Genomic DNA, 16,521 nt, shown 5'->3' on the forward strand with positions numbered 1-16,521 from the left:
ACAGGGGATAGGGGGGTTACGCCAACCGCTGGGCCTTCTCTTCTTCACCCAGGCATGCAGCAGCGGTAAACAGCACATCCGTAGACGAGTTCAGCGCCGTTTCCGCCGAATCCTGCAACACCCCGATGATGAAACCGACCGCCACCACCTGCATCGCGATTTCACTCGGGATGCCAAACAAACTGCACGCCAGTGGAATCAGCAGCAACGACCCCCCGGCCACGCCCGAAGCGCCACAGGCACAGATCGCCGCGACCACGCTGAGCAGAATGGCCGTCGGAATATCGACTGCAATACCCAGGGTATGCACGGCCGCCAGGGTCAGTACGGTAATGGTGATCGCCGCGCCAGCCATGTTGATGGTGGCGCCCAGCGGGATCGAGACCGAGTACGTGTCTTCATGCAGGCCCAGGCGCTTGCTCAACTCCAGATTGACCGGAATGTTCGCCGCCGAACTGCGAGTGAAAAACGCGGTGATCCCGCTTTCCCGCAGGCACATCAGCACCAGCGGATAAGGGTTGCGACGCAGTTTCCAGAACACGATCATCGGGTTCATCACCAGTGCCACGAACAGCATGCAGCCCAGCAGCACGGCCAGCAGATGCATGTAGCCGAGCAAGGCGCCGAAACCGGACGTCGCGAGGGTCGAGGCCACCAGGCCAAAAATCCCCAGCGGTGCAAAACGAATCACCAGGCGCACGATCAGGGTCACGCCGTTGGACAAATCGCCGAGCACCTCGCGGGTGGTGTCACCGGCATGGCGAATGGCAACGCCCATGCCGATCGCCCAGGCCAGGATGCCGATGAAGTTGGCGTTCATCAGGGCGCTGACCGGGTTATCGACCACGCTCAGCAACAGGCTTTGCAGCACTTCACTGATGCCACCCGGGGCGGTCACCGCGACGTCGTGAGTGGCGAGCACCAGACTTGAAGGGAACATCATGCTGGCAACGACCGCGACCACCGCGGCGGCGAAGGTGCCCAGCAGATACAAAAACAGAATCGGCCGGATGTGGGTTTCCTGACCGTGCTTATGGTTGGCGATCGACGCCATGACCAGCACGAACACCAGGATCGGTGCGACGGCTTTCAGGGCCGAGACGAAGACTTTGCCGATGAACGCGGTGGACTTGGCCACTTCAGGCGCGACCAGCGCGAGGACAATCCCGGCGATCAGGCCGATGATGATTTGCGTGACCAGGCTCAAGCGTTTCAAACGATAGACTAGCGAAGGGGATGAAGCGGTCATAAAACGACATCTCTGATTTTATTAGGTGCGCGATAGCGCGACATCAATGCCAATCGATGGCCGATGAACAGGTATCGCAGGGCGCGGACTTTATCACAGCGTCGTCCCGATCCTTCAGACCTGTGACGATCTGCCACCCGCGTGTTAAACGAGAAAGGCAGGTTCGTGCAACCGCGCGCGGAATCACTCTGTTAAGATGGCCCATCCTCATTTTCATGTTCTGCCAGCGGGCCTTCGGGCTGTCGCTGGTGTCGTCGTTTTCTGGAGTTCTGCATGCTGTTGCCCATCCTTCTGTTGTCCGCCGCCGGTTTCACGGTGCTGACCACGGAATTCGTCATCGTCGGCCTGTTGCCGGCCATCGCCCGCGACCTTGAGGTCAGCATCCCCCAGGCGGGTTTGCTGGTGACCCTGTTCGCCTTTACCGTCGCCGCCTTCGGACCCTTCCTGACCGCGTACTTCGCCAGGTTCGAGCGACGCAAGCTGTTCATTTCGGTGCTGATCATGTTCGGCCTGGCGAACACCCTGGCGGCGTTCGCCCCGAACATCTGGGTGATGGCCATCGCCCGCCTGATTCCGGCGCTCGGGCTGCCGGTGTTCTGGGCCCTGGCCAGCGAGACGGCGGTGGACATCGTCGGCCCGGACTTCGCCGGTCGCGCCATCTCCAAGATCGGTTTCGGCATTGTCTGCGCCACGGTGTTCGGCATTCCGGTGGGCACGCTGATTTCCGATGCGTTCGGTTGGCGCAGTGCCTTCGGCATCCTGGCGGTGATCGCCTTTGCCAAGGCGCTGCTGCTGTTCATCTACCTGCCGTCAACCAACCTGCATCAGCACCAGGTGAGTTTTCGCTCCCAGTTCAAGATTCTGCGCAGCCCGCTGATGATCGGCCATGTGCTGCTGTCGATCCTGGTGTTCAGCGGCATGTTCACCGCTTACACCTACCTGGCGGACATCCTTGAGCGCCTGGCCGGTTTCAACGGCACGGTGGTCGGCTGGTGCCTGATGGGCTTCGGCGCGGTGGGGCTGATCGGCAACTCCCTGGGCGGCCGTGCGGTGGATCGTCACCCGCTGATCGCGTCGGTGACCTTCTGCGCGTTCATGATTGCCGGCATGGTGGCGTTGGTGCCGAACATTCACTCGCCGCTGGGCCTGGCGGCGGCGATGGGGATCTGGGGCGTGACCCAGGCGGCCTTGTTCCTGGTCAGCCATGTGCGCTTGATGAAGGCGGCACCCGAGGCGCCGGCCTTTGCCGCGTCGCTGAACATTGCCGGGGCCAACCTCGGGATCGGCCTGGGCGCCATGGTCGGTGGCCGGGTGATCGACAGCGTGGGCCTGCAAGGCCTGGGTTTTGCCGCGGCCGCTTTTATCCTGGTCTCGATCCTGCTGGCCATGGCGCTGATGACCTTCAAACCCCGGGAAGTCTGCGCCTGAGGCTTCACAGCGCGGTGAACAGTTCGCGCCTCGCACCTTCGGTAATGGCGACAATGCCGGGGTGCTTGACCTTGCGTTCAACGGAAATGGCGTAGAACGACTCGGTGACCGCATTGGTCTGGCCGATGGATTGCACGCCACACTGGCGTTTGACCTCGTCGGCAATCACGCTCGGACCGATGAAAATCCCGCTGCCGGATTGACCGAAGGCTTGCATCAAGGCGCTGTCGTCGAACTCGCCGACGATGCGTGGCTGGATCTGCTGTTCGGCAAACCAGCGTTGCAAACGACTGCGCACTACGGTTTCCGGCCCGGGAATCAGCAGGGGGGCGCCGTGCAGGCTGCGGGGAAAATCCTGGCCGTACTGCGCCGCCAGTGAAGGGGTGGCAAAGAAGCTGATTCCGCATTCACCGAGTTTCTGGCTGTAGCCCTTGATGTCCAGGTGCGAGGGCATCGGGCTGTCGGAGATCACCAGGTCCAGGCGCTGGATCGCCAGGTCGGCGAGCAAACGTTCAAGCTTGTCTTCGCGACAGGTGATGCGCAGCGGTTCGCTCAACTCCATGGTCGGCGCGATCAGTCGATAGACGATGGATTTGGGCACCACGTCCGCCACGCCGACCCGAAACAGAATCTGCTGCTCGTTGGGCTGCGCCCGCAGCATCAATTCCAGTTCACCGCCCAGCTGGAACATCTGCTCGGCGTAAGGCAGGGTCTGCCGTCCGGCCTCCGTCAGCTCAAGCTGGCGCCCAACCCGGCGAAACAACTCGATGCCATAGGTTTGCTCGAGCAGGGAGATCTGCCCGCTGATGGTCTGCGGGGTCAGGTTCAACTGCTCACAGGCGCGCACGATGCTGCCGGTCTTGGCCACCACCCAGAAGTAATGCAGCTGTCGGTAATTCAACATTCTGTTTATTTCCCCTAATCACACAACCCCCCGTAGGAGCGAGGCTTGCCCGCGAAGAACGATAACGCGGTCTTTCAGGACAACCGCGTTATCGTTCTTCGCGGGCAAGCCTCGCTCCTACAAGTACAACCCACACACACACACACACACACATTTATTCGGTATTGCGTTTCTGGATTCGTAAAAACCGAAGTATAGCAGCCAAAAATACGAATTTTCCTGAAGTGTTCATCTCCCTAGAATGCCCCGCTATCGACGAGAGGCCTTTTCGGCTCTGTCTGTTCTATCGAGGAAACATCATGAAGCTTAAAACCACGGCGTTGCTGATCACGTCTTTACTGGTACTGGCCGGTTGCGACCAGGCCGAGAAAAGCGCTCAACAACTGATGGGCAAGGCTGCCGAAAGCGCGAAACAAGCGATCGACGACACCCACAAAGCCGCCGAACAAGCGATAAGCGACGCCACCGGCGGCCTGATCAGCAAAAAAGAACCATCGGCCGAAGACAAGCGCAAAACCGAGTCTTCGTCCCAGGAAATCTAAACCGCCTCAAACGAGTCAGGACTGACCCATGGAATACCTTTTAGAACTTGCTGCAAGCCCCACCGCCTGGGTCGCCCTGGCCACGTTGATCGTGATGGAAATCGTGCTCGGCATCGATAACCTTATCTTCATCTCGATCCTGACCAACAAACTGCCCGAGCAGCATCGGCAGAAGGCGCGGCGCATCGGTATCGGCATGGCGTTGATCCTGCGACTGGGGCTGTTGAGCACCATCGCGTTCATCGTCCAGTTGACCGAGCCGGTGATCGATATTCTCGGCCACGCGTTCTCTTGGAAAGACATGATCCTGGTCGCCGGTGGCCTGTTCCTGTTGTGGAAGGCGACCACCGAAATCCATCACAGCATGGACCCGGCGCCAGAGGATCCGAAATCGGCAACCTCCACCGTGACCCTGGGCTTTGCTGCGGCGATCGGTCAGATCCTGATGCTGGACATGGTGTTCTCCATCGACAGCATCATCACCGCTGTCGGCATGACCGAGCATTTGCCGATCATGATCATTGCGGTGGTGGTGTCGGTACTGGTGATGTTGCTGGCGGCTGACCCGTTGGCTAAGTTCATCAACGACAATCCGACCGTGGTGATGCTGGCGTTGGGCTTCTTGATCATGATCGGCATGACCCTGATCGCCGAAGGCTTCGGCGCCCACGTACCGAAAGGCTATGTCTACGCGGCAATGGCGTTCTCGGCCACGATCGAGGGCCTGAACATGATGTCCCGACGGGCGAAGCAGAGGAAGGTTGCCGCTCAAGCGTAACCTGCACTGAACGAAACGGCCGCCCGGACTCGCAAGAATCCGGGCGGCCGTTTTTGTTTGCAGGACCCAAAAGCGCCAATCAGTGCGCGGTCGCGTGGTGGTTGGCCGGTTTGTCGGGGGCTGTCGGCGATGCCGGTTGCACGGGAGCGTGGTGATGCCGGCGGGTAATGCGCAGGACGCCCCACAACATGGCAGTAGCCACCGCCAGCCAACCGGCTACCAGCATTATTATGGTCATTGTCAGGCTCATCAGTGCCTCCTCCTTGCCCCTGTCGCGGGCGTACACTCTCTGCAAATGACAGTTTAGCCGCTACCTTGTTTCAGACTATTGACCAAAGGTCGGCTGGCTTCAACGAGTTTGCTCTATCGAACGCAATCAACTGCCGCTGAAGGCTATACCGCTGCGGTCTGGCGTCCTATGATCGTCGGCCAAGCCGGGAGCACGTACGCCTGGCGTCTGAACAAGTGAGCGAAGATGGTGCGGGTATTTTCTCGAATTCTTTCGGTGGCAGTGCTGATTGGCAGTGTGGCGGGTCTGGCGGGGTGTGCGGGAAGCGTTGCACCTGAAATCAAGCGGCTGCCGGAGCGGGTCGAACTCAGCGGTACCTTCTACCGTGGGCAGGACAATCAGAGCGGGCCCCAGGTCCTGGCCAGCCTGTTGTCCCAGCAGGGCATCGTGATCACCCCGGGGCTGCTCGACAAGCCCCTGCAATTGCCGGGTGCCGAAGCCCGTTTGCAGCAGAACATGCTGAACCTCGCCCGCGAATACGGCATGGTGGTCTATCCCCTGGACGCCAACCTGCCTGCGCTGTTGGCCCAGGTCGCGGCCGGAAATCCTGTGATGGTGCGCTTCACCGAAGGCTCGGCGTTCTGGGCGGGACCGCGTTACGCCATTCTCGCCGGCTACAACCGTGACAAACAGACCGTGCTGCTGCGGGCCGGGATGAACCGGCGGACGCTGATGAGCTTCAGTTCATTCGAGTCGGCGTTCAAGGACGCCGGGGGATGGGCGGTGCTGATCCAGAAACCGGACCAGCTTCCGGCCAACGTCGATCAGCAGCGCTGGCTGAAGGCGGCCGGCGATCTGGCCCAGGCAGGTCAGGAGCAGGCGGCTGCCCGGGCGAAGAGGGCGTTGTCCGCGCAGTAGTGTTCCGTTCGTCATCTGCAGGGCACTGTCACCTGCAATTGGCCTCTCAGGTATAAGGACCCGGAATTTTTTCCGGGTCAGTCCTTATAGTTCAGGACATACCCAGGAGGCGCCGATGGCACATTCCAATACCCCCGATGGCCCACACTCGTCCGAGCATTCATCCGGCGATGAGCTGGGCTTCGACCCCGACTCGCCGGACCTCGCCGATCCCCAGGTCGATCCCATCGGACCGGCCAAGGCCCCCAGGGACGTGAAGCCGGGCGATGACGACAAGGCGCCGGCGAAGCCTTATGACCCTCTCGCCAACCTGAAACCCTGACCCCAAGTGAGGTGCGTATGTCTACCGATTCGAGTTTCAACGACAAACGTCCGGACAGCGTCCCAACCACCCCCGAAGCGGACACCGATCCGGTGATGGATCCGAATAGCCCGCTGAGGGATCCGTTGGCCAGGCCGTTGGTGACTCCAACCGAGCATCAGGGTCACAGAGACCCGAGCAAGGGCGATGGCATCCCGGACGACGACCAGATGCCGCTGCCGAATGATTAACCGTCAACTAACGATAACGCGCTTATCCTGAATAAACGCATGACCTGTAGGAGCGAGCTTGCTCGCGATGGTTTCAAGGGCAACGCGTTTATTCAGGATAAACGCGTTATCGTTGACGTCCATCGCGAGCAAGCTCGCTCCTACAGAAGAAGGACGCGGGCAAGCGCGGCTTTCGTCCTACTTCGACGCCTCCACCACACCACTTTGCCGGCTCTTGAGATCCTTGTCGGATTTGTACTGCAGCGCCACCGACGGCACATCAGCACCCCTGCCGGTCTCGACCCAGCTGCGAATACGGCTGGCATCGGCAAAGTGGGTGTATTTACCGTAGGCATCGAGAATGACCAGCGCCATCTGGCGGTTACCCATGTGGGTGACCAGCACCAGGCAATGGCCGGCGGCGTTGGTGAAACCGGTTTTCGTCAGTTTGATGTCCCAGTTCGGCTTCCTGACCAAATGGTCGGTGTTACGAAAACCCAGGCTGTAGTTGGGTTTACGGAACGAGACGGTCTTTTCCTTGGTGGTGCTCAATTCGGTCAGCAACGGATACTTGTGTGCGGCCACCAGTAGCTTGCTCAAGTCGCGGGCGGTGGACACGTTACGTGGGGACAGGCCCGTCGGCTCGACGAAATGGGTGCTGGTCATGCCCAGCGCCCGGGCCTTGGCGTTCATCGCAGCAATAAACGCGACATAGCCGCCCCGATAATGATGGGCGAGGCTCGCGGCCGCGCGGTTCTCCGAGGACATCAGGGCAATCAGCAGCATTTCCCGACGTGGCAATTCGCTCTTGAGCTTGACCCGGGAAAACACACCTTTCATTTCCGGCGTGTCGCTGATGTTGATGGAAAGGTATTCGTCCATGTTCTGCCGGGCTTCGACCACAATCAGACCGGTCATCAATTTGGTGACGGAAGCGATCGGTACCACCACGTCAGGATTGGTGGCATAGATGATCTTGTTGGTCTGCATATCCATCAGCAAGGCGCTGCCGGACGCGATCTTCAGTTGTTTCGTATCGCGGGGGGCCGAGGTGGTGTCGGCAGCGATGGCAATTGGCGTGATGAAAGCCCCTGTAACAGCAAAAAACAGGCTCAGGATGGAAAGACGGATTTTCACGCTGGCAGACTCATGAAGTGTTGATAAGCCGTTATGTAACGGGCTGTTTCGTAAAAAGCGCGACATTCTGGAGTATGGCTGAATAACTGTCGATGGTTGTTCAAGGATGGGGTCAAAGTCCTTGGAAACATGAAAAAAAAGCTAATTTCCGGCGGGTGGTCGAGCTATTGACTGATGGCCAAAAGAACCCTGGCGTTGGGCGCAATTACTGTTCACTTCAGGAGATGGCTGGCGGCCGGATGGATTTCTTTTGGAGGGGGCATTTCTTCTGTCAGGCAATTGCTTGATGAGCGGTGTAAAGCGCAGAGATACGCCGACCCCCTGTAGGAGCGAGCTTGCTCCTACAGGGGGATCAGGTGATCAGGGGGATCGAAGACGGTTGAAATGGAAGGGGCGGCGGTCAGGGCGCCTTCGCCGGCAAGCCGGCTCCTGCATTTGAATTGCATGCGGACCAGAGAGCCAGGTCGGCCAGTAGGCCGCCCAGGCTTTACCGCAATCAACCGTGCAGCGTTTCCGCCGCATACAACGTATTTTCCAACAGGCAAGCACGGGTCATCGGCCCAACGCCACCCGGAACCGGCGTAATCCAGCCAGCGCGGGGCAGGGCGGTGTCGTAGGTCACGTCACCCACCAGCTTGCCGTCTGCCTGGCGGTTGATGCCGACGTCGATCACGATCGCGCCTTCCTTGATCCACTCGCCCTTCACCAGCCCCGGCTTGCCAGCCGCCACCACGACCAGGTCGGCACGACCGACATGGCCCGCCAGGTCCTTGGTGAAGCGGTGGGTGACGGTCACGGTGCAGCCGGCCAGCAACAATTCCATCGCCATCGGGCGGCCGACAATATTGGAGGCGCCGACAATCACCGCGTCCATCCCGTAAAGATCGGCACCGGTGCTTTCCAGCAGCGTCATGATGCCTTTAGGAGTGCACGGACGAAGCAGAGGAATACGCTGGGCCAGGCGGCCGACGTTATAAGGGTGGAAACCGTCGACGTCCTTGTCCGGCCGAATGCGTTCCAGCAACCGGGAGGCGTCCAGGTGTTCAGGTAAAGGAAGCTGCAGCAGAACGCCGTCGATTGCCGGGTCGTCGTTCAGGCGATCGATCAGATCGGTCAGCGCTTCTTGAGTGGTTTCAGCAGGCAGGTCATAGGCTTGGGATAGAAAGCCGACCTCTTCACAGTCTTTACGCTTGTGCGAGACATAAACCTGAGAGGCAGGATCGCTGCCGACCAGGATCACCGCGAGGCCGGGCGTGCGCAGGCCTTGCTGGCGACGCTCGGTGACGCGTTTGGCGATCTGCTGGCGCAGGCTGGCGGCGATCGATTTGCCGTCGATTAGTTGTGCAGTCATTGCGCGTGATTAACCATCGAGAGGTGAAAAAAAGAGAGCGCATTCTCGCATGTCAGGAGGTGAGGGCAAAGGCGCTTGGTCTGCAAATTCCCCTAACCCCTTTAATTAAATGAATTTTTTTTAAAAAAGAGTTGACGACCTTCAGGGTCACCTATAACATTCGTCGCACTTGTCGGGCACAGCCTAGCACTGGTTAAGAAGGTTGAGCGGAGTTGATGTTTGATTCGGCGAGACTGAAAGCACTTAGTTTGTAATCGTCCAAGAATACAGATTAATAAGGCGCCCGTAGCTCAGCTGGATAGAGCATCCGCCTTCTAAGCGGATGGTCGCAGGTTCGAGTCCTGCCGGGTGCGCCATTAGGCAGCTTTGGCACAAGTAACGCAACATGGCAATATGGTGGGCGTAGCTCAGTTGGTAGAGCACGGGATTGTGACTCCCGTTGTCGAGGGTTCGATCCCCTTCGTCCACCCCATATTTAGAAAGGCGCCAGATTAACAGTCTGGCGCCTTTGCTTTAAAAGCTTGATACGCGGATGTGGTGGAATTGGTAGACACACTGGATTTAGGTTCCAGCGCCGCAAGGTGTGAGAGTTCGAGTCTCTCCGTCCGCACCATACAAGTCGCTATTTAATAGCAGAAAACGGCGCAGCACCTGAAAAGGGCTGCGCCGTTTTTGTTTTAAAGGTCGCAATTTTCAAGGCAACCGCGGGTTCCGGGTTGAGAGGGCAGGTCGTCTCGTCGCATTTTTGTTTCTCGATGATGCCGATTCGCCCGCTGTCAGGGGGACATGGCCGCTCCTTCCTATATATAGAAGGACTGCTGCAGAGCCTTGGCCTGATTGACCGTATTTGCTAACAGGGCGAGGCATAACCGTTTGTCCCCGCCTATAAATTGCCTGCTGCTTTTTTACCCGTTTTCAGTAGGGTGACTTCTTGAGTTTGACCCACTAGAATGCATGCCCTTGATTCTGGGGTCGGAAACGGCCGGCTAACGTCTGTGCAACGAGGAATATCCATGCAAGTTTCTGTTGAAAATACTTCTGCTCTTGAGCGCCGCATGAGCATCACCGTGCCGGCTGAGCGCATCGAGACTCAGGTCAACAAGCGTCTGCAGCAGACTGCCCAAAAGGCCAAGATCGCTGGTTTCCGTCCAGGCAAAGTGCCAATGAGCGAAATCAAGCGTCGTTTCGGTGCCGATGCGCGCCAGGAAGCGGTAGGCGACGTGATCCAGTCTTCGTTCTACGAAGCGGTCGTCGAGCAAAAGCTGAACCCGGCCGGCGCGCCGTCGATCGAGCCTAAATCGATCGAAGCGGGCAAGGACCTGGAATACGTCGCGGTTTTCGAAGTGTTCCCTGAGTTCACCGTTGCCGGTTTCGAAGGTATCGCTGTCGAGCGCCTGAGCGCTGACGTGGCCGATGCCGACCTGGACAAAATGCTGGACGTGCTGCGCAAGCAGAACACCCGTTTTGAAGTGGCCGATCGCGCTGCCCAGAACGAAGACCAGCTGAACATCGATTTCGTCGGCAAGGTCGACGGTGAAGTGTTCGCTGGCGGTTCCGCCAAGGGCACTCAGCTGGTGCTGGGTTCCGGCCGCATGATCCCTGGCTTCGAAGACGGTCTGGTTGGCGCTAAAGCCGGCGAAGAGCGCGTTCTGAACCTGACCTTCCCCGAGGACTATCAGAACCTCGAGCTGGCTGGCAAAGCCGCTGAGTTCACCGTGACCGTGAACACTGTTTCCGAGCCGAAACTGCCAGAACTGAACGAAGAGTTCTTCGCTCAATTCGGCATCAAGGAAACCGGCCTGGAAGGCTTCCGCACCGAAGTTCGCAAGAACATGGAGCGCGAGCTGCGTCAGGCGATCAAGTCCAAGGTCAAGAACCAGGTCATGGACGGTCTGCTGGAGACCAACCCGATCGAAGTGCCAAAGGCGCTGCTGTCCAACGAAGTCGACCGTCTGCGCGTGCAGGCTGTTCAACAGTTCGGCGGCAACATCAAGCCTGACCAACTGCCGGCCGAGCTGTTCGAAGAACAAGCCAAGCGCCGCGTAGTCCTGGGCCTGATCGTGGCTGAAGTGGTCAAGCAATTCGACCTCAAGCCTGACGACGCCCGCGTTCGCGAAATGATCCAGGAAATGGCTTCGGCCTACCAGGAGCCAGAGCAGGTTGTGTCCTGGTACTACAAGAACGACCAGCAGCTGAACGAAGTCCGTTCGGTTGTGCTGGAAGAACAAGTTGTGGATACTGTTCTGCAGAAAGCTAGCGTGACCGATAAATCGGTCTCTTACGAAGAAGCGGTCAAGCCGGTAGAAGCTCCACAAGCCGACTGATTGATTTTGCGTTAGAAGTACACACCATAAGCCAGCTCTCGAGCTGGCTTATGCGTATTCAAGACAAAACTATTTGGGAGCGACTGCAGAGCATGTTCCGTAATTCTTATATTCAGCAGAACTCTGATATCCAGGCCGCAGGCGGCCTGGTCCCGATGGTTGTCGAGCAGTCTGCTCGTGGCGAGCGCGCCTACGACATCTACTCGCGCCTCCTCAAGGAGCGAGTGATCTTTCTGGTGGGGCCGGTAGAGGACTACATGGCCAACCTGATCTGTGCGCAGCTGCTGTTCCTTGAAGCGGAAAACCCGGACAAGGACATCCATCTCTACATCAACTCCCCGGGCGGTTCGGTGACGGCGGGCATGTCGATCTACGACACCATGCAGTTCATCAAGCCGAACGTGTCGACCACCTGTATCGGTCAGGCGTGCAGCATGGGCGCGTTTTTGCTGACGGCCGGTGCCGCCGGCAAGCGTTACTGCCTGCCGAACTCGCGCGTGATGATTCACCAGCCACTGGGCGGTTTCCAGGGCCAGGCGTCGGACATCGAAATCCATGCCAAGGAAATCCTCTTCATTCGTGAGCGTCTCAACACGCTGATGGCCAAGCACAGTGGACACACGCTTGAAGAAATCGAGCGCGACACCAACCGCGACAACTTCATGAGTGCAGAAGCCGCCCGTGAATACGGGTTGATCGATCAAGTGATCGACCAGCGCCCCGCTTAATAAGCAGCTCAAAATAAGGTCGGTCGGCTTGTCTGACCACCCGCGGGCTTGAAAAAGCCCGCAATAGCCTTCATCTTGTGTTGCAAGCCTATCGGATTTGGATCGAACGAATGACTGACACCCGCAACGGCGAGGACAACGGCAAATTGCTCTATTGCTCCTTCTGCGGCAAAAGCCAGCATGAAGTGCGCAAATTGATTGCCGGCCCCTCGGTCTTCATTTGCGACGAATGCGTCGACCTGTGCAATGACATCATCCGTGAGGAGGTGCAGGAAGCCCAGGCCGAGAGCAGCGCGCATAAATTGCCTTCGCCTAAAGAAATCAGCGGCATCCTTGATCAGTACGTGATTGGTCAGGAGCGTGCGAAAAAGGTTCTGGCCGTAGCGGTGTACAACCACTACAAGCGCTTGAACCAGCGTGACAAGAAGAATGACGACGTCGAACTCGGCAAAAGCAACATCTTGCTGATCGGCCCGACAGGCTCGGGTAAAACCCTGCTTGCCGAAACCCTGGCCCGCTTGCTGAACGTTCCGTTCACCATCGCCGACGCAACCACCCTCACCGAGGCGGGTTACGTGGGTGAAGATGTCGAGAACATCATTCAGAAGCTGCTGCAGAAGTGCGATTACGACGTGGAAAAAGCCCAGATGGGCATTGTCTACATCGATGAGATCGACAAGATCTCGCGCAAGTCTGACAACCCGTCGATCACCCGGGACGTTTCCGGTGAAGGCGTGCAGCAGGCCCTGCTCAAGTTGATCGAAGGCACGGTCGCTTCCGTTCCGCCCCAAGGCGGTCGCAAGCATCCGCAGCAGGAATTCCTTCAGGTCGACACCCGTAACATCCTGTTCATCTGCGGTGGTGCGTTCTCCGGTCTGGAAAAGGTTATTCAAAACCGTTCCACCAAGGGCGGCATCGGTTTCAACGCAGAAGTGCGCAGCAAGGAAGAAGGCAAGAAAGTCGGTGAATCCCTGCGTGAAGTCGAGCCTGACGATCTGGTCAAGTTCGGTCTGATCCCGGAGTTCGTCGGTCGTCTGCCGGTCCTGGCCACGCTGGACGAGCTTGATGAAGCTGCGCTGATGCAGATTCTCACCGAGCCGAAAAATGCGCTGACCAAGCAGTATGCCAAGCTGTTCGAGATGGAAGGCGTAGACCTGGAATTCCGCGCCGACGCGCTGAAATCGGTCGCCAAACGTGCCCTGGAACGCAAGACCGGTGCCCGTGGACTGCGTTCGATCCTCGAAGGCGTCCTGCTCGACACCATGTACGAAATCCCCTCGCAGTCCGAGGTGAGTAAAGTGGTGATCGACGAAAGCGTCATAGAAGGCAAGTCCAAGCCACTGTATATCTACGAAAACAGTGAGCCGGCTGCCAAGGCAGCGCCAGACGCCTAAGCGTCACGCCGCCGTAACAAAGAAGGGGCCTTCGGGCCCCTTTGCTATTGTGGCCAGGCCATAATCTTTTAAGCCGCTCTTTTATCTGCTTGTTTTTTTCCAAACCAGCCCCCATCTTGGTTTCAAGCTTACTTCCATCTGTTTACGGCCTTATGGCCGCCGTAGAGGCGAAATCATGAAGACGACCATCGAATTGCCTCTCCTGCCATTGCGTGATGTTGTGGTTTATCCGCACATGGTTATCCCGCTGTTCGTGGGGCGCGAGAAATCCATCGAAGCCCTCGAGGCAGCGATGACCGGCGACAAGCAGATCCTTCTGCTGGCTCAGAGAAACCCTGCTGACGACGATCCCGGTGAAGATGCGCTTTATCGCGTAGGTACGATTGCGACCGTCCTGCAGCTGCTCAAGCTGCCTGACGGCACGGTCAAGGTTCTGGTCGAAGGTGAGCAGCGGGGCGCCGTGGAGCGCTTCAGCGAAGTGGACGGCCACTGCCGCGCCGAAGTCTCGCTGATCGACGAAACCGAGGCGCCCGAGCGCGAGTCGGAAGTGTTTGTCCGCAGCCTGCTGGCGCAGTTCGAACAATATGTGCAGTTGGGCAAGAAAGTCCCGGCTGAAGTCCTGTCGTCGCTCAACAGCATCGACGAGCCAGGCCGCCTGGTCGACACCATGGCCGCGCACATGGCCCTGAAGATCGAGCAGAAGCAGGAAATCCTCGAAATCATCGATTTGTCGGCCCGGGTCGAGCACGTCCTGGCGCTGCTGGATGCCGAGATCGACCTGCTGCAAGTCGAAAAACGCATTCGCGGTCGCGTCAAGAAACAAATGGAGCGCAGCCAGCGTGAGTACTACCTGAATGAGCAGATGAAGGCCATTCAGAAAGAGCTCGGCGACAGCGAGGAAGGCCACAATGAAATCGAAGAGCTGAAAAAGCGCATCGATGCCGCCGGTCTGCCGAAAGATGCCTTGGCCAAGGCCCAGGGCGAGCTGAACAAGCTGAAACAAATGTCGCCAATGTCCGCCGAAGCGACCGTGGTCCGGTCGTACATCGACTGGCTGGTCCAGGTGCCGTGGAAGGCCCAGAGCAAGGTGCGTCTGGACCTGGCCCGGGCCGAAGACATTCTCGACGCCGACCACTACGGCCTGGAAGAAGTCAAAGAGCGGATCCTCGAATACCTCGCCGTGCAAAAGCGCGTGAAGAAGATTCGCGGCCCGGTGTTGTGCCTGGTCGGCCCTCCAGGCGTGGGTAAAACCTCGCTGGCGGAATCGATTGCCCACGCCACCAACCGCAAATTCGTGCGCATGGCCCTCGGCGGTGTGCGCGATGAAGCGGAAATTCGTGGTCATCGCCGGACTTATATCGGTTCGATGCCAGGAAGATTGATTCAAAAGATGACGAAGGTAGGGGTGCGCAACCCGCTGTTCCTGCTCGACGAAATCGACAAGATGGGCAGCGACATGCGTGGCGATCCGGCCTCGGCGTTGCTGGAAGTGCTCGATCCCGAGCAGAACCACAACTTCAACGATCACTATCTGGAAGTCGACTACGACCTGTCCGATGTGATGTTCCTGTGCACCTCCAACTCCATGAACATTCCGCCGGCGCTGCTGGACCGGATGGAAGTGATTCGTCTGCCGGGTTACACCGAAGACGAGAAGATCAACATCGCCGTCAAATACCTTTCGCCCAAGCAGATCACCGCCAACGGCTTGAAGAAAGGCGAGCTGGAATTCGACGCCGAAGCGATCCGCGACATCATCCGCTACTACACCCGCGAAGCCGGTGTACGTGGGCTGGAGCGCCAGATTGCCAAGGTCTGCCGCAAGGCGGTCAAAGAGCACGCGCTGGAAAAACGCTTCTCGGTGAAGGTCACGGCCGACATGCTCGAGCATTTCCTCGGCGTGCGTAAATTCCGTTACGGCCTGGCCGAATCCCAGGACCAGATCGGTCAAGTCACCGGCCTGGCGTGGACTCAGGTGGGCGGCGAATTGCTGACCATCGAAGCCGCTGTCGTTCCCGGCAAGGGCCAGTTGATCAAGACCGGTTCCCTGGGTGACGTGATGGTCGAATCGATCACCGCAGCCCTGACCGTGGTGCGCAGCCGCGCGAAAAGCCTGGGCATCCCCCTGGACTTCCACGAGAAGCGCGACACCCACATCCATATGCCGGAAGGGGCGACCCCGAAGGATGGCCCTAGCGCCGGTGTAGGCATGTGCACGGCCCTGGTGTCGGCATTGACCGGGATCCCGGTACGCGCGGACGTCGCCATGACCGGCGAAATCACCCTGCGTGGCCAGGTGCTGGCAATTGGCGGTCTGAAGGAAAAACTGCTCGCGGCTCACCGTGGTGGTATCAAGACGGTGATCATTCCTGAAGAGAACGTACGCGATCTGAAGGAAATTCCGGACAATATCAAAGCAGATCTTCAGATTAAACCGGTTAAATGGATTGACGAGGTCCTGCAAATTGCGCTGCAATACGCGCCGGAGCCCTTACCTGATGTGGCTCCGGAGATTGTTGCAAAGGATGAAAAACGCGAGTCTGACTCTAAGGAAAGAATTAGCACGCATTAGTACGTATTTGCCTGGGGGGCGTGTTGACGCTTTTTAGGGCCCTTGTTATAAAGCGGCTCTTAAGTGTCTGCAGGCCATTCAGCACTCGTTTTTTTGCTTTCACCAAAAAACTTAGAATCATACTCAAATAGATATAAGGGGACTTAGAGTGAACAAGTCGGAACTGATTGATGCTATCGCTGCATCCGCTGATATCCCGAAAGCTGCTGCTGGCCGTGCGCTGGACGCTGTAATCGAATCCGTCACTGGCGCTCTCAAGGCTGGCGACTCTGTTGTTCTGGTAGGTTTCGGTACGTTCTCCGTCACCGATCGTCCAGCTCGCATTGGTCGTAACCCGCAGACCGGTAAGACGCTGGAAATCGCAGCCGCCAAAAAACCAGGTTTCAAAGCCGGCAAAGCACTGAAAGAAGCTGTCAACTAAGTTCGATTCAGGTTT

The 16,521-nt window shown here is 58.3% G+C and carries 16 protein-coding genes and 3 tRNA genes; 14 read left to right on the top strand and 5 right to left on the bottom strand.

What is annotated here, in order from left to right; all coding sequences use genetic code 11:
• Window positions 1–16: 16 nt before the first annotated feature.
• The gene (sstT, locus tag PMA3_RS08075; RefSeq protein WP_064676665.1) at window positions 17–1,249 is read right to left on the bottom strand and encodes a serine/threonine transporter SstT; all 1,233 of its coding nucleotides are present in this window, start codon (window positions 1,247–1,249) and stop codon (window positions 17–19) included.
• A gap of 273 nt (window positions 1,250–1,522) precedes the next feature.
• On the opposite strand from sstT, the gene PMA3_RS08080 reads away from it, so the two are divergent.
• Window positions 1,523–2,677: an MFS transporter gene (locus PMA3_RS08080; protein ID WP_064676666.1), complete on the top strand. Its 1,155-nt coding sequence runs from the start codon at window positions 1,523–1,525 to the stop codon at window positions 2,675–2,677.
• 4 nt (window positions 2,678–2,681) lie between these two features.
• On the opposite strand, the gene nhaR is transcribed toward PMA3_RS08080, so the two are convergent.
• Window positions 2,682–3,581, bottom strand: coding sequence for a transcriptional activator NhaR (nhaR, locus tag PMA3_RS08085; RefSeq protein ID WP_064676667.1), 900 nt, complete (start codon window positions 3,579–3,581; stop codon window positions 2,682–2,684).
• Window positions 3,582–3,880: 299 nt separating this feature from the next.
• On the opposite strand from nhaR, the gene PMA3_RS08090 reads away from it, so the two are divergent.
• Both PMA3_RS08090 and PMA3_RS08095 read left to right on the top strand, forming a co-directional pair.
• Window positions 3,881–4,123: a hypothetical protein gene (locus tag PMA3_RS08090; protein WP_064676668.1), complete on the top strand. Its 243-nt coding sequence runs from the start codon at window positions 3,881–3,883 to the stop codon at window positions 4,121–4,123.
• Window positions 4,124–4,151: 28 nt separating this feature from the next.
• Window positions 4,152–4,901 carry a TerC family protein gene (locus PMA3_RS08095; RefSeq protein ID WP_064676669.1) on the top strand — a complete coding sequence of 250 codons (750 nt, stop codon included), beginning with the start codon at window positions 4,152–4,154 and terminating at the stop codon, window positions 4,899–4,901.
• A 79-nt stretch (window positions 4,902–4,980) separates the two neighbouring features.
• Here the strand turns inward: PMA3_RS08095 and PMA3_RS32760 are convergent, their stop codons facing one another.
• Window positions 4,981–5,139, bottom strand: coding sequence for a hypothetical protein (locus PMA3_RS32760; protein WP_162493637.1), 159 nt, complete (start codon window positions 5,137–5,139; stop codon window positions 4,981–4,983).
• A gap of 237 nt (window positions 5,140–5,376) precedes the next feature.
• On the opposite strand from PMA3_RS32760, the gene PMA3_RS08100 reads away from it, so the two are divergent.
• The 3 genes from PMA3_RS08100 to PMA3_RS08110 all read left to right on the top strand — a co-directional run bounded on the left by PMA3_RS08100 (window position 5,377) and on the right by PMA3_RS08110 (window position 6,600).
• Window positions 5,377–6,048, top strand: coding sequence for a peptidase C39 family protein (locus PMA3_RS08100; RefSeq protein WP_064676670.1), 672 nt, complete (start codon window positions 5,377–5,379; stop codon window positions 6,046–6,048).
• A gap of 115 nt (window positions 6,049–6,163) precedes the next feature.
• The gene (locus PMA3_RS08105) at window positions 6,164–6,370 is read left to right on the top strand and encodes a DUF6021 family protein (protein ID WP_064676671.1); all 207 of its coding nucleotides are present in this window, start codon (window positions 6,164–6,166) and stop codon (window positions 6,368–6,370) included.
• Between the two features lie 17 nt (window positions 6,371–6,387).
• Window positions 6,388–6,600 carry a hypothetical protein gene (locus PMA3_RS08110; RefSeq protein WP_064676672.1) on the top strand — a complete coding sequence of 71 codons (213 nt, stop codon included), beginning with the start codon at window positions 6,388–6,390 and terminating at the stop codon, window positions 6,598–6,600.
• A 177-nt stretch (window positions 6,601–6,777) separates the two neighbouring features.
• Here PMA3_RS08110 and pbpG read toward each other — a convergent pair whose 3' ends face one another.
• Complete coding sequence (pbpG, locus tag PMA3_RS08115; protein ID WP_064676673.1) at window positions 6,778–7,716, bottom strand: D-alanyl-D-alanine endopeptidase; 939 nt, start codon at window positions 7,714–7,716, stop codon at window positions 6,778–6,780.
• Window positions 7,717–8,212: 496 nt separating this feature from the next.
• Entirely contained in the window at window positions 8,213–9,067 is an 855-nt protein-coding gene (folD, locus tag PMA3_RS08120) for a bifunctional methylenetetrahydrofolate dehydrogenase/methenyltetrahydrofolate cyclohydrolase FolD (protein WP_064676674.1), read from the bottom strand.
• A 279-nt stretch (window positions 9,068–9,346) separates the two neighbouring features.
• Here folD and PMA3_RS08125 point away from each other — a divergent pair.
• The 8 genes from PMA3_RS08125 to PMA3_RS08160 all read left to right on the top strand — a co-directional run bounded on the left by PMA3_RS08125 (window position 9,347) and on the right by PMA3_RS08160 (window position 16,506).
• A tRNA-Arg gene (locus PMA3_RS08125) sits at window positions 9,347–9,423 on the top strand.
• A 40-nt stretch (window positions 9,424–9,463) separates the two neighbouring features.
• Window positions 9,464–9,539, top strand: a tRNA-His gene (locus PMA3_RS08130).
• A gap of 56 nt (window positions 9,540–9,595) precedes the next feature.
• Window positions 9,596–9,680 (top strand) — tRNA-Leu (locus tag PMA3_RS08135).
• A gap of 400 nt (window positions 9,681–10,080) precedes the next feature.
• On the top strand, window positions 10,081–11,391 hold the full coding sequence (gene tig, locus PMA3_RS08140) for a trigger factor (RefSeq protein WP_064676675.1): 1,311 nt from the start codon (window positions 10,081–10,083) through the stop codon (window positions 11,389–11,391).
• Between the two features lie 92 nt (window positions 11,392–11,483).
• Window positions 11,484–12,119, top strand: a complete 636-nt coding sequence (gene clpP / locus PMA3_RS08145; protein WP_064680636.1) for an ATP-dependent Clp endopeptidase proteolytic subunit ClpP — start codon at window positions 11,484–11,486, stop codon at window positions 12,117–12,119.
• Window positions 12,120–12,229: 110 nt separating this feature from the next.
• Entirely contained in the window at window positions 12,230–13,513 is a 1,284-nt protein-coding gene (gene clpX / locus PMA3_RS08150; RefSeq protein ID WP_007946893.1) for an ATP-dependent Clp protease ATP-binding subunit ClpX, read from the top strand.
• Window positions 13,514–13,688: 175 nt separating this feature from the next.
• Window positions 13,689–16,085 carry an endopeptidase La gene (gene lon / locus PMA3_RS08155; RefSeq protein ID WP_064676676.1) on the top strand — a complete coding sequence of 799 codons (2,397 nt, stop codon included), beginning with the start codon at window positions 13,689–13,691 and terminating at the stop codon, window positions 16,083–16,085.
• A 148-nt stretch (window positions 16,086–16,233) separates the two neighbouring features.
• Entirely contained in the window at window positions 16,234–16,506 is a 273-nt protein-coding gene (locus PMA3_RS08160; protein WP_002552737.1) for an HU family DNA-binding protein, read from the top strand.
• Window positions 16,507–16,521: the final 15 nt, after the last annotated feature.

The sequence above is a fragment of the Pseudomonas silesiensis genome, assembly GCF_001661075.1.
Classification (GTDB): Bacteria; Pseudomonadota; Gammaproteobacteria; order Pseudomonadales; family Pseudomonadaceae; genus Aquipseudomonas; species Aquipseudomonas silesiensis.

What these genes read in the sequence shown, in the direction of transcription:
- sstT (WP_064676665.1), bottom strand. Translation starts at nt 1,249, where the DNA reads ATGACCGCTTCATCCCCTTCGCTAGTCTATCGTTTGAAACGCTTGAGC.
- PMA3_RS08080 (WP_064676666.1), top strand. Translation starts at nt 1,523, where the DNA reads ATGCTGTTGCCCATCCTTCTGTTGTCCGCCGCCGGTTTCACGGTGCTG.
- nhaR (WP_064676667.1), bottom strand. Translation starts at nt 3,581, where the DNA reads ATGTTGAATTACCGACAGCTGCATTACTTCTGGGTGGTGGCCAAGACC.
- PMA3_RS08090 (WP_064676668.1), top strand. Translation starts at nt 3,881, where the DNA reads ATGAAGCTTAAAACCACGGCGTTGCTGATCACGTCTTTACTGGTACTG.
- PMA3_RS08095 (WP_064676669.1), top strand. Translation starts at nt 4,152, where the DNA reads ATGGAATACCTTTTAGAACTTGCTGCAAGCCCCACCGCCTGGGTCGCC.
- PMA3_RS32760 (WP_162493637.1), bottom strand. Translation starts at nt 5,139, where the DNA reads ATGACCATAATAATGCTGGTAGCCGGTTGGCTGGCGGTGGCTACTGCC.
- PMA3_RS08100 (WP_064676670.1), top strand. Translation starts at nt 5,377, where the DNA reads ATGGTGCGGGTATTTTCTCGAATTCTTTCGGTGGCAGTGCTGATTGGC.
- PMA3_RS08105 (WP_064676671.1), top strand. Translation starts at nt 6,164, where the DNA reads ATGGCACATTCCAATACCCCCGATGGCCCACACTCGTCCGAGCATTCA.
- PMA3_RS08110 (WP_064676672.1), top strand. Translation starts at nt 6,388, where the DNA reads ATGTCTACCGATTCGAGTTTCAACGACAAACGTCCGGACAGCGTCCCA.
- folD (WP_064676674.1), bottom strand. Translation starts at nt 9,067, where the DNA reads ATGACTGCACAACTAATCGACGGCAAATCGATCGCCGCCAGCCTGCGC.
- tig (WP_064676675.1), top strand. Translation starts at nt 10,081, where the DNA reads ATGCAAGTTTCTGTTGAAAATACTTCTGCTCTTGAGCGCCGCATGAGC.
- clpP (WP_064680636.1), top strand. Translation starts at nt 11,484, where the DNA reads ATGTTCCGTAATTCTTATATTCAGCAGAACTCTGATATCCAGGCCGCA.
- clpX (WP_007946893.1), top strand. Translation starts at nt 12,230, where the DNA reads ATGACTGACACCCGCAACGGCGAGGACAACGGCAAATTGCTCTATTGC.
- lon (WP_064676676.1), top strand. Translation starts at nt 13,689, where the DNA reads ATGAAGACGACCATCGAATTGCCTCTCCTGCCATTGCGTGATGTTGTG.